A 20,857-nucleotide genomic window follows, 5' to 3' on the forward strand; every position below is an offset into this window, starting at 1 on the left:
TGATCAAAATGTATATTTAATTTAAAATAGTGTAGGAACTTGCACTGCATTGTTAAATGCAAAATTGGAATTTAAACCATTATTCACAAGGTTCACATCAATAACTTGATAAAATGCATTTCCAGTGTCCGCAATCTCCCAAACAGCTAAAATAAGATGGTAGCCACTACGATCAGTTGGTACATTTGCTTCATGCGTTACTGTTGTCCCCGGTCTAACTCCGCCATCATTTTTCACATAGAACGGCACTATATCTAAACTAGATCTTGTTAAAGGCATATTTGGATTCCAATCCTTCTTTGTAATGTAGTATTTCCATTCTTTCGTACTATGAGGAGCCGTTAGTTTCCACTTGAATGTATTCGTCCCGCCGTTTAACGTAACTTTCTTCCACCTATCCACTGATTGAGCGTCTAAAGCAGGAAAATGACCAGCACCTGCAATTTGTCCATCAGAAGGTCCTAATTGCGGAAAGCCGCCTATTCCTTCTACACTTTGTGGTTCATATTGAACTGGACCGCAATTTACATTTACCCCTTGCTTACATAAATAAGATCGGCTCGCTGGTGATTCTACATACCCATGAGCTGAAGCCTTTTCTGAAAATCCAAATGTTAATAATCCCGTAAGTAATATCCCACCACTTAACATAACCTTTTTCATCTTTTGTAAACTTGTCTTTTTCATTCTTTCATCCCCTTCCCAAAAATGAAACGAAAATAACTATAGTTGCCTAGTCATCTTCTCTACATCCATTATAAGTGGAAGAGCATTACTAAAAGAACCCTCTAAAAACTTTCTCAAATTCGTTTAACTACAACAATATCAATTCTTCACGTATATTAATTACCAGTTATCACATCTATTATTTATTTTGTCGTTTTATTGTTAACTACTTACAATTATATATCACAGTGTAGCGCTTAAAAAAGTTTGATTACATTAACTCTATAAACCTGGATAAAATAATAAATAGAAAAAGTGGGTTTTGAAAAAGATTGATTATTACTTGATCCTTGTGCCATTAAAGCGTGCAATTACGAATTTGGCAAAGGTAGTCTAGTTATCAAATAGCCCTCTCCCTCTCAGATTTGCGGAAACTGGCTCCTTTCCTATCTCACGTGCCCATATAGATAACTGGCCGATATGATGGATTTCGTGGACAATGACATGACGTATTAACTCTCCGTTTGTACATTCAATGACTCGGCGCCTAATTGGTGCGTCTCTTGAGCTAATCGGCTCTTCCTTGAAGTCAGCTTTTGAAAGTTTCCGAGAATCCATTTCATTTGTCCAAGAAGTCACAAACGGCTTCACTTTCTCGTGGTATTGAGCTGAAAGATTTTTCACTTTTTGTAAGCTGGCATACTCTTCAAACACTGGTTCCTCAGGGACTGATTCACCGCGCAACCCTAAGATCCACATATATTCCACATCTACAATATGAAATAGGGTATGTAGTATACTGCCGAACCCACCGACCCGTTTCTTTACTAGTTCTTCAGCCGATATGTCTTCGCACCATGTAAACCAATCATCACGAACTTGCCAGTTATATTGAAACAGTTTCAACATCACAGCAACCTCCATCTTTTAGATTAACATTTACTATTCACCAAATGGCTTCAAAATCCCTATTTTAATACTACCTCTTAAAAACCTGTTAAACTCTTATATAAACTGGACTTCAAATTGAACGTTCAATTTGAAGTTAAAGAATGAAAAGAAAAAACTAAATCATTTTATAATAAATAACCGTTGCATCTAACTCACCATCCGGAGAAATTGCATACCCTGGTATTTTACCGGATTCTTGAAAGCCTAATGACTTGTACAATCTATTGGAAGGGTCTCCTTCTCTAGTATCTAATACTAAAAGAGATCTGTTTTCTAGTTTCGCTCTTTCCTCTGCTTTTTGCATAAGTGAACGTCCAATACCGTTACGTCTAAAATTCGGATGAGTCATTAACTTGCAAATCTCAGCTCTATGGGTCCCGTTAGGCTTTGTAACTAAATGTAATTGAACACTTCCTGCCACTTCATTGTTTATTTTAGCAACATACAATATTACTTCTGGTGCTAATACCGCTTGCCAATAATTTGTTGCTTCTTTTTGTTCCAGTGGAGGTAAAAAACCAATTGATGCCCCATCATCTACAACCGTTGTCAAAAGTTTAGAAAGATCTTCAATCTCATTTTCTAGTTGCTTCATTTCTTCAATTACTAAATTTCGCATTACTTTTCCCCCTTTTGTTTTCATTTTAACAATTTTTATAGCAGGAATAATTAAATATTAAGATGAAATTAATTAAGATACGATTTTTTAGAGAAAGGATCACTATATGAAATATATATTAGACAGGAAATACGCAAGAAAATTACTGGATTGGGCATATGAACAAAACCCAGGTCCTTGGTTCGAACATTCAATTCATGTTGCCAATGCAACTGAAAAAATAATTGTAGAACTTATAAAAAATGGGTATGACTTAGATGTTGATATAGCATATAATGCCGCTCTCCTGCATGATATAGGAAGATATAAAGGTTTTACTAAATCTGTTATTCATTCCTATGATGGTTACATGTATATGAATGATTTAGGGTATACAGGAAACGCCGTTATATGTGTGACGCATTCATTTCCTTGCAAAAATGAGCATATAGATATCGCAGCAGAGTGGAGCCTTGTTCCTGATTATATGAAAAGCCGGTTAATTGAAATATTGAATGAACATAGTGACTATGACTTATACAATAAAGTAATTACTCTTTGCGACGCTCTCGCTGATGCAGATGGTTTTACTACGCTTGAAAGAAGATTGGTTTCTGTTGGTTTACGTCATGGCACAACCTCTCATACTTCTTTACATTGGAAAGGATTCTATACAATTAAGAATGAATTAGAATCTTTAATTGGGAAGAGCATATACACCCTTCTCCCTGATGTAGAGAAATCAATTTATAAGAATACAGAATATTAAAACAATCATAACTTAAAAACGATACAATTTGTAAGTATGCTTCTAAAAAACTCATTTAAAAGTGGAGGGATTACTTATTAGTAAAATAGGATTTGACTTAATAAATCATGAAGGTAACTTAAATATTGGATATGAAGATATAGTTGATATCTCTAGGAAATGTAAATTTTCTAACTGTTCACATACAAATGAACCACAATGCGCGGTTAAAAAAGCCATGTCTGATGGAATTCTTTCTGAAGAAATATTTAAAAATTATTATAGACATTTAAACGAGGCACAATATGTTTCTAAGCAAAGAAATAAAACAAAAGCTATCGACTATATGAAGCAATTGAAACTTTTTCAAAAAAATTAGGATAAACTAGAAAACCCTCTTAAAATAATAGTTTAAGGAGGGTTTTCTAGTTTAATGACTTTGATTTTTTAATTCCACCATACACTCTTGTACTAAAGTTACTGCTTGACTCATTGCAGCTCCGCCAGCAAACGCGGTCGAAACACCACAAGCTTCTAAAATTTCTTTATCAGAACATCCTTGGTCAATACATCCCTTTGTATGATAAATCGTACAATATTCGTCTTGTGTTGCTAAACTAATCCCTAATGCAATAAGCTGTTTTTCTCTTTTAGTTAATGCACCCTCCTGAAAACACGCTTGTGTAAAAGCGTTATAGGTTTCTGCAATTTCAGGAATTTGTTGTGTGAAATTTCCAATACCTTCTTTGTAATGAAGTAATACATCATTTATAGAGCCAAATTGTTGATTTTCCATCGTATATCCTCCATTCATTTTATTTACACTTACTTTAGTATGAGATAAAATGAATGATATATACAAATACTCACTTTAAAAATAGAAAGAATTTTCAGTTTATTAAACTTTTAAATTTACACGTTTACAGTTTCAGCCCATCATCCACCGACATTTTTTCTTTAGAACTTTTCCTTTCTCCCTCTTTACTTCGCTCTTCCCAAATCGTTAAACCTTCCATTCCTACTTTTTTAGGATCAAATACTGGATCTTTCCCTTCTTTTTTCTGCGCCTCATAATCTTTTAACACTTTTAATGCGGTTTTGCTTAATAATAGGATTGCAATAAGGTTTAACCATGCCATACTACCGATTCCTAAATCTCCAAGATTCCATAAAAGTGAAGCTGATTCTACGCTACCGATGTATACCATAATTAAAAATCCAATTTTTAAAACTGGTTTTAACCATCCATATTTCAATCCACGATCTAAATAAGTGAGAGTCGTTTCTGCGATATAGTAATAAGCAAGCAAAGTTGTAAATGCGAAGAAGAAGATTGCGATTGAAATAAATATTGGACCAAATCCAGTCATAACAGTTTCAACTGCTTGTTGTGTATAAATAGGACCTGCTTCTACATTGCCTATATTTTGTACAATTGCACTTTTCCCTTCAGGTATAACATTGTACATACCTGTTATTAATATCATAAGCGCTGTCGCTGTACAAACTACAATCGTATCGATATATACAGAAAACGCTTGAACTAACCCTTGTTTTGCAGGATGCGATACTTCTGCAGCAGCCGAACTATATGTTGCCTCTCCAACACCTGCAACGTTTGAAAACACCGCTCGCTTTACACCCCATGCAATTGCTGCACCAACGATCCCGCCAAACATTTCATTTACACCAAATGCACTTGAGAAAATTAAAGCAAACATACTTGGAATTTCTGTTACATTTGCAATTAAAATGATGCATGTAACAATTACATAGCCAATTGCCATAAAAGGTACTAACATTTGTGACACACCAGCAATTCTTTTTACTCCCCCAAAAATAATCGCTGCTAGTAACACAACTAAAAATATACCTGTTACATATTTACTAATACCGTTAGAGTTTTCAAATCCAACAGCGATACTACTCGATTGAATACCTGGTAATAAAACGCCGTATGAAAGTGTTACAACTACCGCTACAATGACTGCAAACCATTTCATTTTTAAACCTTTCTCAATGAAATATGGTGTACCGCCACGATATTCATTTCCTACTTTACTTTTATATACTTGAGATAATGTTGATTCAACAAATGCGCTAGCGGCTCCTAAAAGTGCCATCACCCACATCCAAAATACAGCGCCCGGTCCCCCAAAAGCTATTGCTGTTGCTACCCCTGCGATATTACCTATTCCAACCCTTCCTGATAGAGCCAAACAAAATGCTTGGAAGGATGATATTCCAGTCTCTGAACTTTTCCCTTCAAAAAGTAGCTTAATCATCTCTTTAAAATAACGAATCTGTAAAAAACGAGTCGCAATGGTAAAATACACTCCTGCTCCTAATGCGAAAACAACTAAACCTATACTCCATACTTGCCCCACTAACCACTCTACTAACTTTTCCATCCAAATCCCCCTTATCATTCTTTTGAAAAAGTAATTTTTTATATAAGAAAACGGACAACCTTTATCCCACATTCCAGTTGTCCGCTTCTCATACTATTTCATCATTCTTTTATCTCACTATTAATCGTCTGCAAGACTCTCACAAACTAGTTTTTCACTTAATATTAACCCAAACACTCTTCACTTCTGTATAATTATCAAGCGCATAGGAACCTAGTTCGCGCCCAATACCAGATTGCTTATATCCACCAAATGGTGCAGCTGCATTTTCTAAGTTATAATCATTAATCCATACTGTTCCTGCCTTTAATTTATTGGCAACTTGATGTCCTGTTTTAATATTTTGTGTCCATACGCCTGCTGCAAGTCCATATGAAGAGTGATTTGCCCTTTCGATTACCTCTTCTGTTGAATCGAATGGAAGTACAACGACAACTGGTCCAAAGATTTCTTCCTTAACAATTGTCATATCATCAGTAGCATTTGTGAATACGGTTGGCTGAACAAAATAGCCTTTTTCAAATGCACGTTCACCACCAGCTGCAACAGTAGCACCTTCCTTCTTTCCTTGTTCAATATAATGCAGCACACGCTCTTGTTGTTTTTTAGATACGAGTGGCCCCATTTCTGTATCTGTTTCCATCCCAGCTCCAAGTTTAATATTATTTGCCCTTTTTACTAACTCTTCTACTACCGTTTCATAATGCTTCCGATGAACGAATACGCGGGATCCCGCACTACAATTTTGGCCATGATTATACATAATTCCTTGGAATGCACCATTAATCGCTTCTTCTAAATCAGCATCTTCTAAAACGATATTTGGTGACTTACCACCAAGCTCTAACGTTACATGTTTAATTGTTTCTGCAGATTGACGCATAATATATTTTCCCGTAACAGTAGATCCTGTAAAAGCAACTTTATTAATATCATGATGATTTACTATCGCAGCTCCTGCTTCAGGGCCGAAACCTGGTACAAAGTTTACAACACCGTTTGGAAAACCAGCTTCTTTAAAAAGTTTTGCTGTATATAGCAACGATAAAGGTGTTTGTTCTGCAGGTTTTAATACAATCGTACAACCAGTTGCAAGTGCAGCTCCCATTTTCCAAGAAGACATAACGAGCGGAAAATTCCACGGAATAATTTGACCTACAACACCAACTGGTTCATGGCGTGTGTAATTTAAGTAATCTTTTGAAATCGGAATTGTTTGTCCGATAATTTTTGTAGCCCAACCTGCATAATAACGGTAGTTTTCAACCGTCGCTGCAATATCATCTTCAAGTGCTACTTGATATGGTTTTCCATTATCTAATGCTTCTAGCTGTGCTAATTCTTCTTTATGTTCTTCAATTAAATCCGCTAGTTTATATATAAGATGTGCTCTTTCAGCAGTAGTCATTTCTGTCCAAGGGCCTGATTCAAAGGCCAATCTCGCAGCTTTTACTGCGACATCAATATCTTCTTCTTGTGCTTCACATACGACAGCTAGAACATCCTCTGTTGCTGGATTATATGTTTCAAACGTCTTCCCGCTAATAGAAGGAACAAATTCACCATTAATAAACATTTTAATCTCTTCATTTAAAAACGCTTTCACTTTTGGTTTTAGCACAATGTTTGTCGTTAACATATATACACGCCTCCCTATTTAAACAGCTGCATGAGCTGCGATTTCGGATAATATCGTTTGAAGCTTTTGATCTTCTACTTCAGTTAATCCTAATCTCGGATAACGAGAAGGTCCTCCAACTTGCCCGTGTAATTCCATTGACCGTTTAACAATTTGTACATATTTCCCTGATCCTTCAAGAAATTCACAAAGCGGTAAAATCGCATCGTTTATCTCCCATGCTTTTTCTAATTCACCATTTTGAAAATGCTCATACATTTTCGTAACGAGTCCTGGTACGATATTTCCTGCAACTGAAACCCATCCCGAGGCACCAACTAAATAAGACTCCATAACTAAATCTTCAGATCCGCAGAAAACTTGAAAAGCACCTTCGCCTTGTCTTACTAAATCTCTTGCTTTACGAATATCTCCACTAGACTCTTTAATATGTGTAACATTTTCACACTCTTTTCCAATTCGAAGCATTAGCTCTGTACTCATATCAACACCAGAAGTAAATGGATTATTGTATAACATAATTGGTATATTTACAGCGTGTGAGATTTCTTTAAAATGAAAATAAATTTCCTCTTCCTTTGGTTTACAATAGTAAGAGTTTATAATTAATGCGCAATCCGCTCCGTGTGCTTCTGCATGTTTCGTATATTCAATCGTTTCTTTCGTCGTTTCTGCTGCAGTTCCAACAATGACTGGAATACGGCCATCGACTTCTTTTAATACTGTTTCTACCATGTTAAATCGTTCTTCTTTTGATAAACTAACAAACTCCCCTGTACTTCCATTAATAATAATTCCAGCTACCTTTTGCTCAATAAAGTAGTTTACGTTTTGTTTTACACCTTTCCAATCAATCTCTTGAAATTCATCCATTGGTGTTATTAATACTGGAAATGCTCCTTTAATTTTTTGCATATTTATCTCTCCCTTTAACATTTTATTTTAATAAAAAACCTGTTGGAAATGGATCAGTAGGGTCTAATAGAAACGTCTGCATCCCTGTAATAAAACCTCTACTCTCAAAACGGAAAATATATCCTAGTTCTTCTTTCTTCACTTTTTCTACTGTTATAAAGCTATTAAATATGCTTTCATTTTTAAAAGGTTTATCCGTTATATACTCATTATTAAATAACGCATGTACATAGGACACAATAGTAGAAACAAAGCCCGGAGAACGGACAATAAAGTTATCTTCATGAAATGTAATCGACTTTATATGTTTCTCTTCTGTTTGCGAAGAATCTACTAAAATAAGTCTTTTTATAAGCGACTGTTTTTGTATCGCTTGAAGTGTAGCTTCTCCCCATTTCTTTAATTCAGAGATATTTTCAATACAAATTTTTGGTGGATACGTATCCTTTTCTACAATTGCATATACTTTATCAGCCTGTATAAGAGAGTAACGTATATTACCAATCTTCAAATCTTTCTCAACCATATAACATAGTTTACTTTCAAACGACACCGATATCACTTCATCATCCACTACATAGGCATGAACTGAAAATATTCCAGATAGCGTTTCAATTTTGTATTGATTAGACTCTTTCTTTTTTAAATATCCACTTTCTAGTAACATCGTTATTACTGCGACAATACCTCCATAATGAAGAGGAATGGTTCCTTCATGATTAAAAAATAACACAGCTGCATCAACTTCCTTATGAATAGAAGGAACGACAATACATCCATTTAACCCAATAAAACCACGTGGTTCATTTAATAAAAGCTGCATTTCTTCTGCTAATTCGCCTGAAAATTGTTCATTTAAATGTTCTAAACTGTAGTAGTATTTGCATGGTACGTCCTTTATTACACGAAACGCTTCGCCAGCTACGTGCACATCTACTGCTGTATACATTTTTTGAATGTTCATTTTACATCCTCCGTTTCATGTTCCATCGGCGGAATTAGCAAAAAGCCTTCTTTCAGTGAATCCTTTTCATTGTAGAAAAATCTATGCATCCCCATAAGCCAAGCTGAGCCGGTAATCTTTGTTACTACCGCTTCAATATTTTCTACATATGTTGTATTCATGACACACCCTTTAAATAGTGAACCTACAATACTCTCATGAACAAATTCTTCATCGATGTCGATTTTTTTATGAGCGTATAATACAGCTAACTTCGCTGATGTTCCTGTACCACATGGAGATCGATCAATTCCTCCTGGCGGAACAACAACTGTATTTTTCACATGCGCACTTTTATGAGTAGGATCTGTATAAAATTCAACATGTGTTAATCCTTTTATAAACGAATACTCTGGATGAATAATTTCAAACTTCTCATTTATTGAGTTTCGAATATGAATCGCCTTATCAATAATTATGGATGCATTTTCTGGTACTAACTCTAAACCAACTGACTTCGCATCGATAATGGCATAAAAATTTCCTCCATACGCAATATCAGCCTCTACAGTTCCAATTCCTTCGACTTGTACAGTAATATTTTTCAGTAAAAAAGCTGGTATGTTACAGAATGAAACTTCTTTCGCCTTTCCATTTTGAACAGTAATATCCACTTCAACTAAGCCGGCTGGTGTATCAAGCTTTAAAGAAGTAATCGGTTCAACTATTGGAATTAAACCTGATTCAATTAAAGCTGTACACACACCAATTGTATCGTGACCACACATCGGTAAATATCCACCTGTCTCTATGTATATAACGCCTATATCAGCTTCAGGATGACATGGATCTGTTAACAATGCTCCAGACATTACATCATGACCACGCGGCTCATTCATTAACAATTTGCGAATCCAGTCATATTCCTTTTTCATATGTAACATCTTCTCTGCCATCGTCTCTCCAATTAGCTTAGGAAGGCCGCTAATTAATGTCCTCGTTGGATTCCCGCCCGTATGTGTATCAATCGTCGTAAAGACTTTTTGTGACCTCATCCGTTTAACACCCTTTCTGTAAAACGACTCAAACGAAGTGGTTCAATAGGAATAATTGTTTCTTTTTCATTTAATAACTCTTCAATCACTTTCCCAGTAACTGCCGCAAGACTAATTCCATCACCTTCATGTCCAGCTGCAATATAATAATTTGGAATATGATCCACTCGTGAAATAATTGGCAAATGATCTTCTGTCCACGGACGTAAGCCGGCATATGAACGAATCACCATCATATCTGCCATTTTCGGATAAAAACGAATTGCTCTGTTCGCAATGCATTTAATAACCTCGTTGTTAATTCTCGTATGAAATCCTACAAACTCTCGACTACTACCAATTAAAAAATTTTGGCTTTCTGTCGGTTCAAATACAAGAGCTACCCCGTATTTTTCAGTTAAAGCATCCACTTTTCGTTTTCCGCCAAATTTAGAAATTAAATAACCAAATTCCATTACTTTACGGCAACCTACATGTTGTTGCCTTGAGGCTACAATAATATGCCCTTTTCTCGGTTCGATTGGAATATTTACATCTAACATCTGCCCGATTTTAGGAGCCCACACACCGGCTGCGTTCACAATTTGCTTCGCAGTAAACGTCCCATTTGTCGTTTCTACAATAAAGGAGCCGTCTATATCTCTTTTCATTTCTTTTACTTCTGTATGATTAATCGCTTTCGCACCCATTTTTTTCGACTCTGCTAGAAGTGAAAATGCAAGGAGATATGGATTTACAGTAGAATCAGTTGCGCATTCTAAACCACCCAATAAATCATCCGCAAAAAATGGTGATTCCTCTCTTATGTCTTGCCTATCAAGCATTCGAAACGGTAACCCAGCATCTTTTTGACGATTCACCCATTGCTGCGCTGCCTCCATCTCTTCGTCTGATTCACAGACTAGAATACTTCCTGGCGCCCTATATTCAAATGAGTGCTCCAACTCCTCACTTAAATCTGTTACTAATTTTTGACTTACTAATGACATTTGACTATCAAACCCTGGGTCTTTATCAATCGCCAAAATGTTTCCGTCACATCGTGAAGACGTCCCACTGACAAACTCACCTTTTTCAATGATTGTTACGTCTCTTCCGTATTTTGAAGTGTAATATGCAATAGAACATCCTATAATTCCACCACCTATTATTAAAACGTCACAGTGCCTCACAAAACACCCCTCCTTTCACTTACATCTCTCATTTTCTTTTATGCAATTGACGTGCCAACTCTACATATATACACTTTTTATAAATAATATTTTTATTTGTAAAAATATTTTAAATTTATCGTAAATAGGTGTATTATTTTTTTATCACTGTCTAAATTTTTATACATATCAGGAGGACGCTATGACATTTTCATTTCCAACAATCAAAGAGTTTATGAAAATTTTGTCTATCGATTGTACAAGTAGCATGAAACACATTAACACAGTAGATGGGACATTTTATTACCTCCCTTCTACTACAGAAGAATATAGTTGCGGCTATATATATGAGGACGACTCGTTCACTACTTTAATTGATGCACTTTCACATGCATTAGCCGTTGTCATCATTAACAAAAACGAAGAGCCAATATGTTGTATAACGGCTCAGCAAATGATTCCGTTTCTTTATAAGTCTTACACTGAGCTACAATCTTTTTATAACACTGTAATTCAAACGACTGATTCTTCTGTTACAGTCATTGATGAAAAAGAATGTGTCCGTACGTGGACAGATGGTGCTGAAAAAATCTTTTCGGTTAATCATAATGAAATTATTGGACAACCAATTACTCGTTTTTTTGATTATAAAGACTTGGAAATCTTGCAATCATTGCATGACGGAAAAAGTATAATCGCTCAATTCCATCAGCCTCGTCCTGATTTGTTCGTATTAATAAATTCAAACCCCGTTTACTGTAACGATGAAATTATAGGAGCAGTCGTTTCAGAAACAGATGTGACAAATCAAGTTGTATTGAATGAAAAACTATTTAATATGTCACATGAAATGCACCGATTAGAGCAAGAAGTAGCAAAATATAAAGATACATCCGATCCTTTCCTCGCGATGAATGGAAAAAGCCCTGTTATACAAAGGACTATTCAATTAGCTAGAAAGGTCTGTTCAGTGAAATCAACCGTTTTAATACTCGGCGAAAGCGGTGTCGGAAAAGAAGTATTTGCGAAAGCAATACATGAAGCAAGTGAGGCAGCAAAGGCGCCTTTCATTTCAATTAACTGCGGCGCAATTCCAGAAGCTTTATTTGAAAGTGAATTATTCGGATATGAACGTGGGGCGTTTTCTGGAGCGAATAGTAAAGGAAAAAAAGGTAAAATAGAGCTCGCTCAAGGTGGTACTTTGTTCCTTGATGAAATAGGTGAAATGCCTCTCGATATGCAAGTGAAACTTTTACGTGTATTGCAAGAAAGAAAGTATTATCGAGTTGGTGGAGAGAAAGAAATAAATATTGATTTCCGTATTATCGCTGCTACAAATCGTGATTTACAAGAAGAAATGCGAAAAGGAACTTTCCGAGAAGATTTATACTATCGTTTAAATGTAGTTAGCTTACAGATTCCACCGCTGCGAGAAAGACGAGAAGATATTATTGAATTAACATACTCTTTCTTAAACGATTTTTCGATTAACTATAACAGACCTATTCGTGACTTACCTTCAAGCATTATGCATGAACTACTTCATTACGATTGGCCTGGTAATATTCGTGAACTTCGAAATGTAGTTGAGAGACTCGTCGTATTTGCGACAGACGGTATTATAAAACAAGAATATTTACCATTTCATACAAATGATACTATAGACAATCATACGTCTCATTCCCTATTACTCAGCAATAATCATACGATTCTTTCTTTACAAGAAGAGATGGTTGAGCATGAGAAAAAAGTAATTGAAAGAGCTTTACACATTTTAAAGGGGAATAAATTAGAATGTGCGAAAAAACTTGGGGTAACGCGAGCCACTTTATATAATCGTTTAAAAAAACTTGGGTTACAATAAAGTGAAACTTTAATCAGTGGGGGTTTTGTTCATCCCCACTTGATTATCAGCCCTCACCAATCAGGCTTTTACGGGCAGTTGATCCCCCTCCTAACTTCTTTACTTTCGCTGGATTTTGCGGTGGGGTCTTACTGCCCGTTAATGCGGGATAATTCTTAACTCCTCTATATTGGCATAGTTTTTGCATTATAATTTGTGCAAACCGAACTAGAGGAGGAATACATATGACGAATAAAGAGAACTTAATTGTTTGTCGTTGTGAAGAGATTACATACGGACAACTTCAATCGACAATTGCTGAATATAAATGCTCGGCAAGAGAATTAAAACTAAGAACACGTGCCGGTATGGGATTTTGCGGTGGCCGCACATGTAGAATGATGTTAGATCGAATGATTGAAAGTGCAAATCCTGACGTAACTCCTAATGAAATACCGTTAAAATATCAACCACCAATACGTGCTGTTACCTTTGGAGCGGTAGGTGATAATAAATGAGTAGAATTACACATCACCCTATTTTAGGTAGTTTACATAATAGTCAGCGCATCACTTTTCAATTTAACGGGCAACAATATGAAGCATATGGGCATGAAACAATTGCTGCTGCCCTGCTAGCAAATGGAATACGAACGCTACGCGTACATGAAGATAGCGGGAACCCGCGAGGTATTTATTGTAATATCGGTCATTGTTCAGAATGCCGTGTGACAGTAAATAATCAAACGAATGTACGCGCATGCTTAACAGTTGTAGAAAACGATATGATTGTTGAAAGCGGAAAACAGCATCCAAATATCGTGAGAGAGATGGTGAAAAAGCGATGATCGATGTAATTATTATTGGTGCAGGGCCGGCAGGATTATCAGCTTCCATCTCTTGTGCACGTTTTGGACTTAACGTACTTGTTATTGATGAATTTATGAAACCTGGCGGGAGATTGTTAGGACAGTTACATCAAGAGCCTACTGGAGAATGGTGGAACGGAATTGAAGAAGCAAAACGTCTTTACGAAGAAGCCGAATCACTGTCAGTCGATATTCGGTGCGGTGTTTCCGTCTATAATTTAGATAAAGATGATAGTTCTTGGTTCGTACATACAAATATCGGTATGTTAGAAGCTCCGTTCGTATTAATTGCTACTGGCGCTGCGGAGTATTCTATCCCCCTTCCTGGCTGGACACTTCCAGGAGTTATGTCAATTGGAGCGGCTCAAGTTATGACAAATGTTCATCGCGTGCAAGTCGGAAAAAAAGGAATCATTATTGGTGCTAACATTTTATCATTCGCCATTTTAAATGAATTGCAATTAGCTGGAATTAAAGTGGATCATATCGTACTACCTGAAAAAAGTGAGTTAAGCCAAAAAGCGGGTGAACCAGAAGAAGTTTTGAACTCCCTTTTAAATGCAGCTCATCTCGCTCCTTCTGCTTTTTTGCGTATAGGTAGCCGTTTTATGAAATATGATTGGATTCGAAAAGCCGGATTAACCTTCTATCCAAATAACGGAATGAAAATAAACGGGACACCACTTCATCTTCGGAAAGCTGCACTTGAAATTATTGGAACAGATCAAGTTGAAGGTGTTCGTGTTGCTACTATTGATTCTAAAGGAAACATTATGAATGGATCAGAGAAGATATATGAGGCAGATTTCGTTTGTATCGCTGGAGGTTTATATCCGCTTGCTGAGCTTGCTGCTGTAGCTGGATGCCCTTTCCATTACATCCCAGAATTAGGTGGACACGTCCCTCTTCATTCCGAAACAATGGAAACCTCTCTTCCAGGTTTATTTGTAGCCGGAAATATTACTGGGATTGAAAGTGGGAAAATCGCGATGGCGCAAGGGAGTGTCGCTGGATATTCAATCGTAAAACAAGCTAATATAAAATCAAATTCAGTTGAACAACACTTACAACAAGCAATCCAACATGTTCACACCGTACGCCATCATGCTGCGATTCAGTTTAATCCAATGATTGATGCTGGTAGACGAAAGATGAATGAAATTTGGCGTGATTATTCCACCACATATGCACATACTAAAAAGAGCTGCTGAGATTACTCTCAACAGCTCTTTTCACTACTCATCCGAGTTATTAAATTTCGCTAATGCATAAATGCCTTCTTCATCATCTAATTCAAGTTGTAATCTTGCTGCGAATGAATTGACATTGTATTCTCTGTCAAGTAATAAGCGTAGTGCCTCGATTAAGTTCGCTTGAATTAAAATTTGTTGACGACCATTTACCTCTACTTCAGCAGAGAAACCATACTCATCATCATACATTAGTTCAACTAATACTTCTTCTGGACCCACTTGTCTTTTTTCAGCGATATATACGCAAAGCGCATTTATAAGCTCTTGCTCAGAAATTTTTATTGTTTCCATGCTACTTCATCTGCCTTTTTCTTACGTTGATCTTTGAAGTATTTAAATGCACGAACTGCTAACATTACGATACCAGCCATTACTAACATATTTACCATAAACGCTAATACAGAACCAAGAGCTCCCATATTTGCAAATAAGCTACCCATTAGTAAACCACCAAGACCACCTAGTAATAAACCTTTCATAAAGCTTCCTTTATTACTTTTTGGCGCTGTGTTTGCTGCTTTTGTTTTTGAATCTGGATTCGTTTTTTGAGAATTCACGTTTGAGTCTTTTTTGTTTAAATCAACTTTTGACTTTTGACCTGAACTTGGTGTAAATGATTTTTTACCAGATTTGTAACTCTTCGCTGCTGCGTGATCTACAAACATGAAGCTACTAGCTCCAAAGATAACCATGAATGCTGTCATTACTGCTACAAGTTTTTTCAACATATTATATCCATTCTCCTTTTATATAGATATATGTGAAATCTATCTTTCTTGTAAATTTAGAATGATAGATTTGTTTTTAAGAACATTTTAAAGGTTCTTATGAACTTATTATATGAACTTTTGTCGAAATATGCAAGTATTATTTACTTTCAACAGTTTGGTCACAAAGGAAAAATTAAGCAAAACAGAATTGACTTTAAATGAAACAAAACATATTATAAGTTCATAAGAACTTTTTATTATTTTGGAGGTGAAAAGATGGAAACATTTCATCTCACACGAAACGAAATGGCTACCCTTCTTCTATCACTAAGAGGATGGAATACGAAAAAGCCTCTCGGTATTTTACAAGAAGCTTGGGCAAAGTCACATAAAAAAGATATTGAAAGCGGACAAAGCGTTACAGCTTTTATTACTACCGCACTTTCACCTATTTTTGAAAAGCTGATTAAAATTGACGATACTGATGTCGGTTTTTCTTTAAATGAAATAGTTGCGCTTGGCAATCAGATTGAAAACACAAGTTTCTCTGTAACTGCTATGCAAAACTGGGTGAAACGAGATATAAAAGAAATGATTGGCTCTCCTCAAAAAGGGAAAAAATATTCAATTGAACAAGCAGCCTTACTATTTATTGTCGAAGATTTAAAAACAGCACTTGATTTTGAATCCATTCGTAAGCTATTACGCCTTATTGTAAATGACCCAGCCGATCGAAGTGATGATTTAATCAATCCTGTTCATTTATATGTAGCATACTCTTCTCTATTTGAAGAACTCAATCAAGGGAATTGCTTACAATTAAATGCAACAGATACCGTTCATACAATTGAAAATATCGTAAAAGAAAAAGCTGATAAAATCGCAAGCAAGTTCGATCAAATTAATAACGAACAACGCGAAGCAATTCGTAACGCTATTATTATTGCGACCCTTTCTGTACATACCGCATATGTACAAATGTTAGCGAAACGTTACGTAACAGCAACGTTATTTTTACAAAACTTAGATGTGAAACAGTAAAAAACAAGCATCCCCCTGTCCTACGTATATGACAGGGGGATGCTTGTTTTCAATCAATATAAACTACACAAATCATTTTACATTTAAGTTTCGTTCTACAATAGCTCTTGATTATGTAAAAATCATTACTAACCTAACATTCAACAATGTTCATTTCTTTCTATTAAATTCCTATCAGATTTTCTCGATAAACTTAATTACTTCATTTTTATAATTATATTTATCATTAATTTCTTGTAATAATTCAATATCATGCGTATGAGTTTTTCCTGTCTCTAGCAGCTCACGGTATAAATCAATATAAGGAAGATTTTTATTAGTGGCATTTTTATATTCCTTTTCTACATCGTAAAAAACCTTTTTAAACCTCACGTCAGTAATCCCTGCCTCATCAATTTCAAGAATTGCATACTGAGCACGTAAGTCAGAGTTTAGCTTATTCCACTTGTAAAAAGGTTGTCCAACTGTTCCTGGGTTAATAATTAATTGATCATTGCTACTATAGCGCAACAATTGATGGTGGGTATGAGCGTAAATCGCAATATCATAATCACAATCAAATAACCGATCAAACTGTTCTTGATTATTAGTGGGCCATAAATCCCCTCCGTAATTTTTATTTTGTAGATTATGACTAATACTTATTGATAAATCATTAACCTGTTTTGTTATATGTAATGGTAAATTTTTAATATGATTAATATAGTTTTTATCCAAGTTTTCACATTGATACTGAACTAATCTAGAAACATAAATATCGGTTGCGTTATCAATATCAATGTTTTTATTAAGAACGTCAAGAAAGCTATCTTCCCAGTTTCCTTGTACATAAGTATCAACGTTAACACTATCTAACATTTCAAATAAATCATTCGATCCAGGACCAGGCATAATTAAATCTCCTAAAAACCAATAATCAGTCACACCTTCTTTCAAAGAATCTTCGATAACTGCTTTTAAAGCAGTTGCATTTCCATGTACATCTGCCAGTACAGCAATTTTATGTTTCATGTATTTCATCCCCCTAAATTAACATTATATTCCGAATTAACTGCGTGTATTTTTCTATATTGTTTCTCCTTTCTTAACTCTGTGCATATCATACACTTTCACTTGATTCTCTATATACGATTTTTCTTTTTTAAATCCAGCTTTCTCATAACAACGAATGGCCCTCTTATTATCTTCCCTAACTTGTAATACAACAGCTTCTATATCAGGATCTAAAAATGATTTACTAATAAAATACTTTGTAATCTCTGTTCCAAGCCCTTTTGAATATAAATTCGAAACACCAATGAGGATAGAGTATTCCATCATGTACGCATCTTCATATTTCTTCTTTTTTAATCCGACTCTCCCTATTACTTCATCTTCTACTACTATTACATGATAGCTCGCATAAGACCGCGACAATTTTTCAGTCCAATACTGCCGAAGCTCTTCAATTGTATATCGCTTAAATGATTTCACATCTGCTATATTTTGTAATTCCTCATTGTTATACCATTCTAATATAATTGATAAATCATCTATTTGTAATAAACGTTCATGCCAATCCATATTTTCACCTCATCTACATTTCAAATTACTACACCTAATTAAAAAAAATACGCATATTCTTTTTTAGGCAATTTTACTATCTCTTGAATGAAATTCGATTTTTCTAAAATGTCATCTAGCTGCCCCTCACTATAAACATAAATACCACCTACGTATGAACTGTAAGCCTTTTTCTCAGTTATTACCACTGCGGTGCTATTTTTCTTTTTATAATCGCCCTCTATTCCTTTTTCAAATGACAAACTTTTAGTTGCTGAGAAGTAAAGATGGATTAATTCTGCTATTTCTATGTCATCTGATTTTGCAAAGCACTTTATTTCATTTATAATCATTTCATCTTGTAACGGAAGAAAGTCCTCTATCTCTATCTGCTTTCTTTTATAAAAGAAATTTTGTATCTCAGGAGTATGGAACGAAAGATTTTTCTCCTTTATCTTTTGAAAAATGGATTGCAACAATAAGTCTTTCCCTACTACAAACGGATGGCCAAAGCCATTATTGTAAAGCCCTTTTTTCATTTTCATTAGTTGTTCAATGTACGGGATTCCTTGTTCTGCAATAACCAGATTTACTAGTACATATACACCTATCGAATGTTCTTCCCTCGTATGTATTGCGTTCTCATGTAAAAAATAAGTATGTCCTTGTTGTTTAATATAGGCCAACCTTTGAAATGCTTTTGTATCTATCAATTGAAGGATATCTATATCATGAATAGAGATTGGGCCATAAATTGGATCTGCAACATGCATACATTCTCCTCCTATTTTGTAAATTAAAACCTATATTATTATACTTAATTTTCAGTCTATTTTCATTAATATATGAGAAATTTTTAATGAACTTTTCATTATTTCCGCATGAAAATTTGGCTTATATCCTTTACTATAATACTTATACGAGACATAAAAGAATTGAAATAGCAATCCCCTATATAAATAAGGTATAATCTACACATAGTGAACCTTTTATATCATTAAGTAAAAGGGCGTATATTCAAAAATCCATACATTAGAAGGTGCAACAATGTTAAGTAGTTTTATTCACTCAGTATTAACGTTTTTTGAAGGATTAGGTTATTGGGGCATTATGCTTGGACTTATGATCGAGATTATTCCAAGCGAAATTGTTCTCGCTTATGCAGGATACTTAGTATTCAATGGTAGCATCTCATTTATAGGCGCAGTTGTATTTGGTACTATTGGCGGCGTTATTGCTCAAATCTTTATTTATTGGATTGGACGATACGGTGGACGCCCTATATTAGAACGTTACGGAAAATATATTTTCATTCATAAAAAACAAATCGATGCTGCCGAAGATTGGTTTAATCGTTACGGAACTGGCGTAATTTTCACAGCTCGCTTCATTCCGGTAGTGCGTCATGCGATTTCAATCCCTGCTGGTATTACAAAAATGCCATTACTACGTTTCACTACGTTAACGGCACTTGCAATCATCCCTTGGTCTATTATTTTTATTTATTTAGGTGAAAAACTAGGTGAAAACTGGGAGAATATTAATGATATTGCTGGACCGTATGTGAAATCATTCGCTATCGGTGGCTTCGTACTTATTCTTTTATATTTCGTAATAAAAAAGTGGACAAAAAACGTAAAAAACTTGCTTAAGATAATAAAAAAACCGCTAAAAATTCATTCAGAATTATAGCGGTTTTTATTATAGGCTCGACTATGTATTAAAAATTGTATTATTTCCTCTTTATGCTTCAAGTCATGCTGAATGAGTAATGAAAAGTAATTAATTAATCTCACTTTTTTTGTATCAAATTAGTAGTCATTATAAAAATATCGGGTGGGAATCCGCTCAATTTGCTCCACTAATTGTTTATGAGTAACACTAAATTGATCTAATTGTTCTTCTTTTGAAATACATGATCTCGCATATCTTTTTGCACCCTTATTCATTTGCTCTACATCTATCGAAACATTAGGTACAGATTGAGTACTTAGAAAATAAGAAATTCGATATTTCATTACAAACTCGTCTCGAACGATAAAATGTGAAATCACATCCCTCTTTCAATGCTTAACATCATTCTATTAAACTTAACTTTTCATCCATAATATTTTCTTTCTTCATTTTTCATTCCTTTCCGCCATTTATAACCCACTCCTAATAACACCTTCTAGAAATTGTATGAAAAGCCCCCATATTTACATGGATAAGCAACAATTTAGGCATTCCTTTCGTATATTATCCCAAAAAGGAGTGACTCCCCCAATGCACTGGCAACAAAAAATACCATACTTAATTGGACGCCCTATCGGCATTTCCTTCATGAATGGGCAAGGAACTACTGGGGTATTATGTTCAGCACATGATGGCCAATTATATGTGTATGAATACCTTTACCAATCTCAGTTCGCGATGAAACATTATGATTTCAGACAAATTCAAGATATACACGCATTTCCGAATTGCCCACATCAAAATCCTCTTTATTAAGAAACAGGAACAGCTCATAGCCGTTCCTGTTTC

Annotated in this window: 25 protein-coding genes; 9 read left to right on the forward strand and 16 right to left on the reverse strand. The window is 35.1% G+C overall.

Annotated features, from left to right (window positions below; genetic code table 11):
- Positions 1-21: 21 nt before the first annotated feature.
- The 3 genes from BTOYO_RS00530 to BTOYO_RS00540 all read right to left on the reverse strand — a co-directional run bounded on the left by BTOYO_RS00530 (position 22) and on the right by BTOYO_RS00540 (position 2,236).
- Positions 22-687 carry a lytic polysaccharide monooxygenase gene (locus tag BTOYO_RS00530; protein WP_000753783.1) on the reverse strand — a complete coding sequence of 222 codons (666 nt, stop codon included), beginning with the start codon at positions 685-687 and terminating at the stop codon, positions 22-24.
- A gap of 372 nt (positions 688-1,059) precedes the next feature.
- A complete protein-coding gene (locus BTOYO_RS00535; protein ID WP_000915556.1) occupies positions 1,060-1,575 on the reverse strand; it encodes a DinB family protein in 516 nt (171 codons plus the stop codon).
- Positions 1,576-1,732: 157 nt separating this feature from the next.
- Complete coding sequence (locus BTOYO_RS00540; protein WP_001245264.1) at positions 1,733-2,236, reverse strand: GNAT family N-acetyltransferase; 504 nt, start codon at positions 2,234-2,236, stop codon at positions 1,733-1,735.
- 106 nt (positions 2,237-2,342) lie between these two features.
- Between BTOYO_RS00540 and BTOYO_RS00545 the strand changes: the two genes are divergently transcribed.
- The gene (locus BTOYO_RS00545; RefSeq protein WP_000874099.1) at positions 2,343-2,984 is read left to right on the forward strand and encodes an HD domain-containing protein; all 642 of its coding nucleotides are present in this window, start codon (positions 2,343-2,345) and stop codon (positions 2,982-2,984) included.
- A 61-nt stretch (positions 2,985-3,045) separates the two neighbouring features.
- Positions 3,046-3,342: a ribosome small subunit-dependent GTPase A gene (locus tag BTOYO_RS00550; RefSeq protein ID WP_000398687.1), complete on the forward strand. Its 297-nt coding sequence runs from the start codon at positions 3,046-3,048 to the stop codon at positions 3,340-3,342.
- 51 nt (positions 3,343-3,393) lie between these two features.
- On the opposite strand, the gene BTOYO_RS00555 is transcribed toward BTOYO_RS00550, so the two are convergent.
- The 7 genes from BTOYO_RS00555 to BTOYO_RS00585 form a co-directional block, all read right to left on the reverse strand.
- Entirely contained in the window at positions 3,394-3,759 is a 366-nt protein-coding gene (locus tag BTOYO_RS00555) for a carboxymuconolactone decarboxylase family protein (protein WP_000431413.1), read from the reverse strand.
- Between the two features lie 124 nt (positions 3,760-3,883).
- A complete protein-coding gene (locus BTOYO_RS00560; protein WP_000413790.1) occupies positions 3,884-5,374 on the reverse strand; it encodes an alanine/glycine:cation symporter family protein in 1,491 nt (496 codons plus the stop codon).
- Positions 5,375-5,528: 154 nt separating this feature from the next.
- Entirely contained in the window at positions 5,529-7,013 is a 1,485-nt protein-coding gene (locus BTOYO_RS00565; protein WP_000958345.1) for an aldehyde dehydrogenase family protein, read from the reverse strand.
- 18 nt (positions 7,014-7,031) lie between these two features.
- Entirely contained in the window at positions 7,032-7,928 is an 897-nt protein-coding gene (gene dapA, locus BTOYO_RS00570; RefSeq protein ID WP_001169442.1) for a 4-hydroxy-tetrahydrodipicolinate synthase, read from the reverse strand.
- A 22-nt stretch (positions 7,929-7,950) separates the two neighbouring features.
- Positions 7,951-8,892 carry a proline racemase family protein gene (locus BTOYO_RS00575; RefSeq protein ID WP_001025531.1) on the reverse strand — a complete coding sequence of 314 codons (942 nt, stop codon included), beginning with the start codon at positions 8,890-8,892 and terminating at the stop codon, positions 7,951-7,953.
- A complete protein-coding gene (locus BTOYO_RS00580) occupies positions 8,889-9,926 on the reverse strand; it encodes a proline racemase family protein (protein WP_001257494.1) in 1,038 nt (345 codons plus the stop codon). Before BTOYO_RS00580 ends, BTOYO_RS00575 begins: the two co-directional genes overlap by 4 nt.
- Positions 9,923-11,098 carry an NAD(P)/FAD-dependent oxidoreductase gene (locus BTOYO_RS00585; protein ID WP_001215237.1) on the reverse strand — a complete coding sequence of 392 codons (1,176 nt, stop codon included), beginning with the start codon at positions 11,096-11,098 and terminating at the stop codon, positions 9,923-9,925. Before BTOYO_RS00585 ends, BTOYO_RS00580 begins: the two co-directional genes overlap by 4 nt.
- Positions 11,099-11,279: 181 nt before the next feature.
- On the opposite strand from BTOYO_RS00585, the gene BTOYO_RS00590 reads away from it, so the two are divergent.
- From BTOYO_RS00590 to BTOYO_RS00605, 4 genes are all read left to right on the forward strand, one after another.
- Positions 11,280-12,941: a sigma-54 interaction domain-containing protein gene (locus tag BTOYO_RS00590; protein ID WP_000144294.1), complete on the forward strand. Its 1,662-nt coding sequence runs from the start codon at positions 11,280-11,282 to the stop codon at positions 12,939-12,941.
- A gap of 224 nt (positions 12,942-13,165) precedes the next feature.
- Positions 13,166-13,438, forward strand: a complete 273-nt coding sequence (locus tag BTOYO_RS00595) for a (2Fe-2S)-binding protein (RefSeq protein WP_000182283.1) — start codon at positions 13,166-13,168, stop codon at positions 13,436-13,438.
- Entirely contained in the window at positions 13,435-13,767 is a 333-nt protein-coding gene (locus tag BTOYO_RS00600) for a (2Fe-2S)-binding protein (protein ID WP_000087054.1), read from the forward strand. The genes BTOYO_RS00595 and BTOYO_RS00600 overlap by 4 nt, the downstream gene beginning before the upstream one ends.
- On the forward strand, positions 13,764-14,999 hold the full coding sequence (locus BTOYO_RS00605) for an NAD(P)/FAD-dependent oxidoreductase (RefSeq protein WP_000567614.1): 1,236 nt from the start codon (positions 13,764-13,766) through the stop codon (positions 14,997-14,999). The genes BTOYO_RS00600 and BTOYO_RS00605 overlap by 4 nt, the downstream gene beginning before the upstream one ends.
- Before the next feature lie 24 nt (positions 15,000-15,023).
- On the opposite strand, the gene BTOYO_RS00610 is transcribed toward BTOYO_RS00605, so the two are convergent.
- Complete coding sequence (locus BTOYO_RS00610; RefSeq protein ID WP_000447764.1) at positions 15,024-15,332, reverse strand: YxcD family protein; 309 nt, start codon at positions 15,330-15,332, stop codon at positions 15,024-15,026.
- On the reverse strand, positions 15,320-15,769 hold the full coding sequence (locus BTOYO_RS00615) for a hypothetical protein (RefSeq protein WP_000914475.1): 450 nt from the start codon (positions 15,767-15,769) through the stop codon (positions 15,320-15,322). Before BTOYO_RS00615 ends, BTOYO_RS00610 begins: the two co-directional genes overlap by 13 nt.
- Positions 15,770-16,027: 258 nt before the next feature.
- On the opposite strand from BTOYO_RS00615, the gene BTOYO_RS00620 reads away from it, so the two are divergent.
- Complete coding sequence (locus BTOYO_RS00620) at positions 16,028-16,792, forward strand: DUF1836 domain-containing protein (RefSeq protein WP_000447232.1); 765 nt, start codon at positions 16,028-16,030, stop codon at positions 16,790-16,792.
- Positions 16,793-16,966: 174 nt separating this feature from the next.
- Here BTOYO_RS00620 and BTOYO_RS00625 read toward each other — a convergent pair whose 3' ends face one another.
- The 3 genes from BTOYO_RS00625 to BTOYO_RS00635 are packed head-to-tail and all read right to left on the reverse strand — an operon-like array spanning position 16,967 to position 19,107.
- Positions 16,967-17,803, reverse strand: a complete 837-nt coding sequence (locus BTOYO_RS00625; RefSeq protein ID WP_000680864.1) for a metallophosphoesterase family protein — start codon at positions 17,801-17,803, stop codon at positions 16,967-16,969.
- A gap of 54 nt (positions 17,804-17,857) precedes the next feature.
- Complete coding sequence (locus BTOYO_RS00630; protein WP_000383784.1) at positions 17,858-18,355, reverse strand: GNAT family N-acetyltransferase; 498 nt, start codon at positions 18,353-18,355, stop codon at positions 17,858-17,860.
- 38 nt (positions 18,356-18,393) lie between these two features.
- Complete coding sequence (locus tag BTOYO_RS00635; RefSeq protein ID WP_000557837.1) at positions 18,394-19,107, reverse strand: hypothetical protein; 714 nt, start codon at positions 19,105-19,107, stop codon at positions 18,394-18,396.
- A 274-nt stretch (positions 19,108-19,381) separates the two neighbouring features.
- Between BTOYO_RS00635 and uptA the strand changes: the two genes are divergently transcribed.
- Complete coding sequence (uptA, locus tag BTOYO_RS00640; protein ID WP_023440959.1) at positions 19,382-20,026, forward strand: undecaprenyl phosphate transporter UptA; 645 nt, start codon at positions 19,382-19,384, stop codon at positions 20,024-20,026.
- Positions 20,027-20,145: 119 nt separating this feature from the next.
- On the opposite strand, the gene BTOYO_RS00645 is transcribed toward uptA, so the two are convergent.
- Entirely contained in the window at positions 20,146-20,352 is a 207-nt protein-coding gene (locus tag BTOYO_RS00645; protein ID WP_002093687.1) for a hypothetical protein, read from the reverse strand.
- A 247-nt stretch (positions 20,353-20,599) separates the two neighbouring features.
- On the opposite strand from BTOYO_RS00645, the gene BTOYO_RS00650 reads away from it, so the two are divergent.
- Positions 20,600-20,824, forward strand: a complete 225-nt coding sequence (locus BTOYO_RS00650) for a hypothetical protein (protein ID WP_000558696.1) — start codon at positions 20,600-20,602, stop codon at positions 20,822-20,824.
- Positions 20,825-20,857 lie beyond the last annotated feature (33 nt).

This window comes from Bacillus toyonensis BCT-7112 (genome assembly GCF_000496285.1).
In the GTDB taxonomy this organism is placed as follows: Bacteria; Bacillota; Bacilli; order Bacillales; family Bacillaceae_G; genus Bacillus_A; species Bacillus_A toyonensis.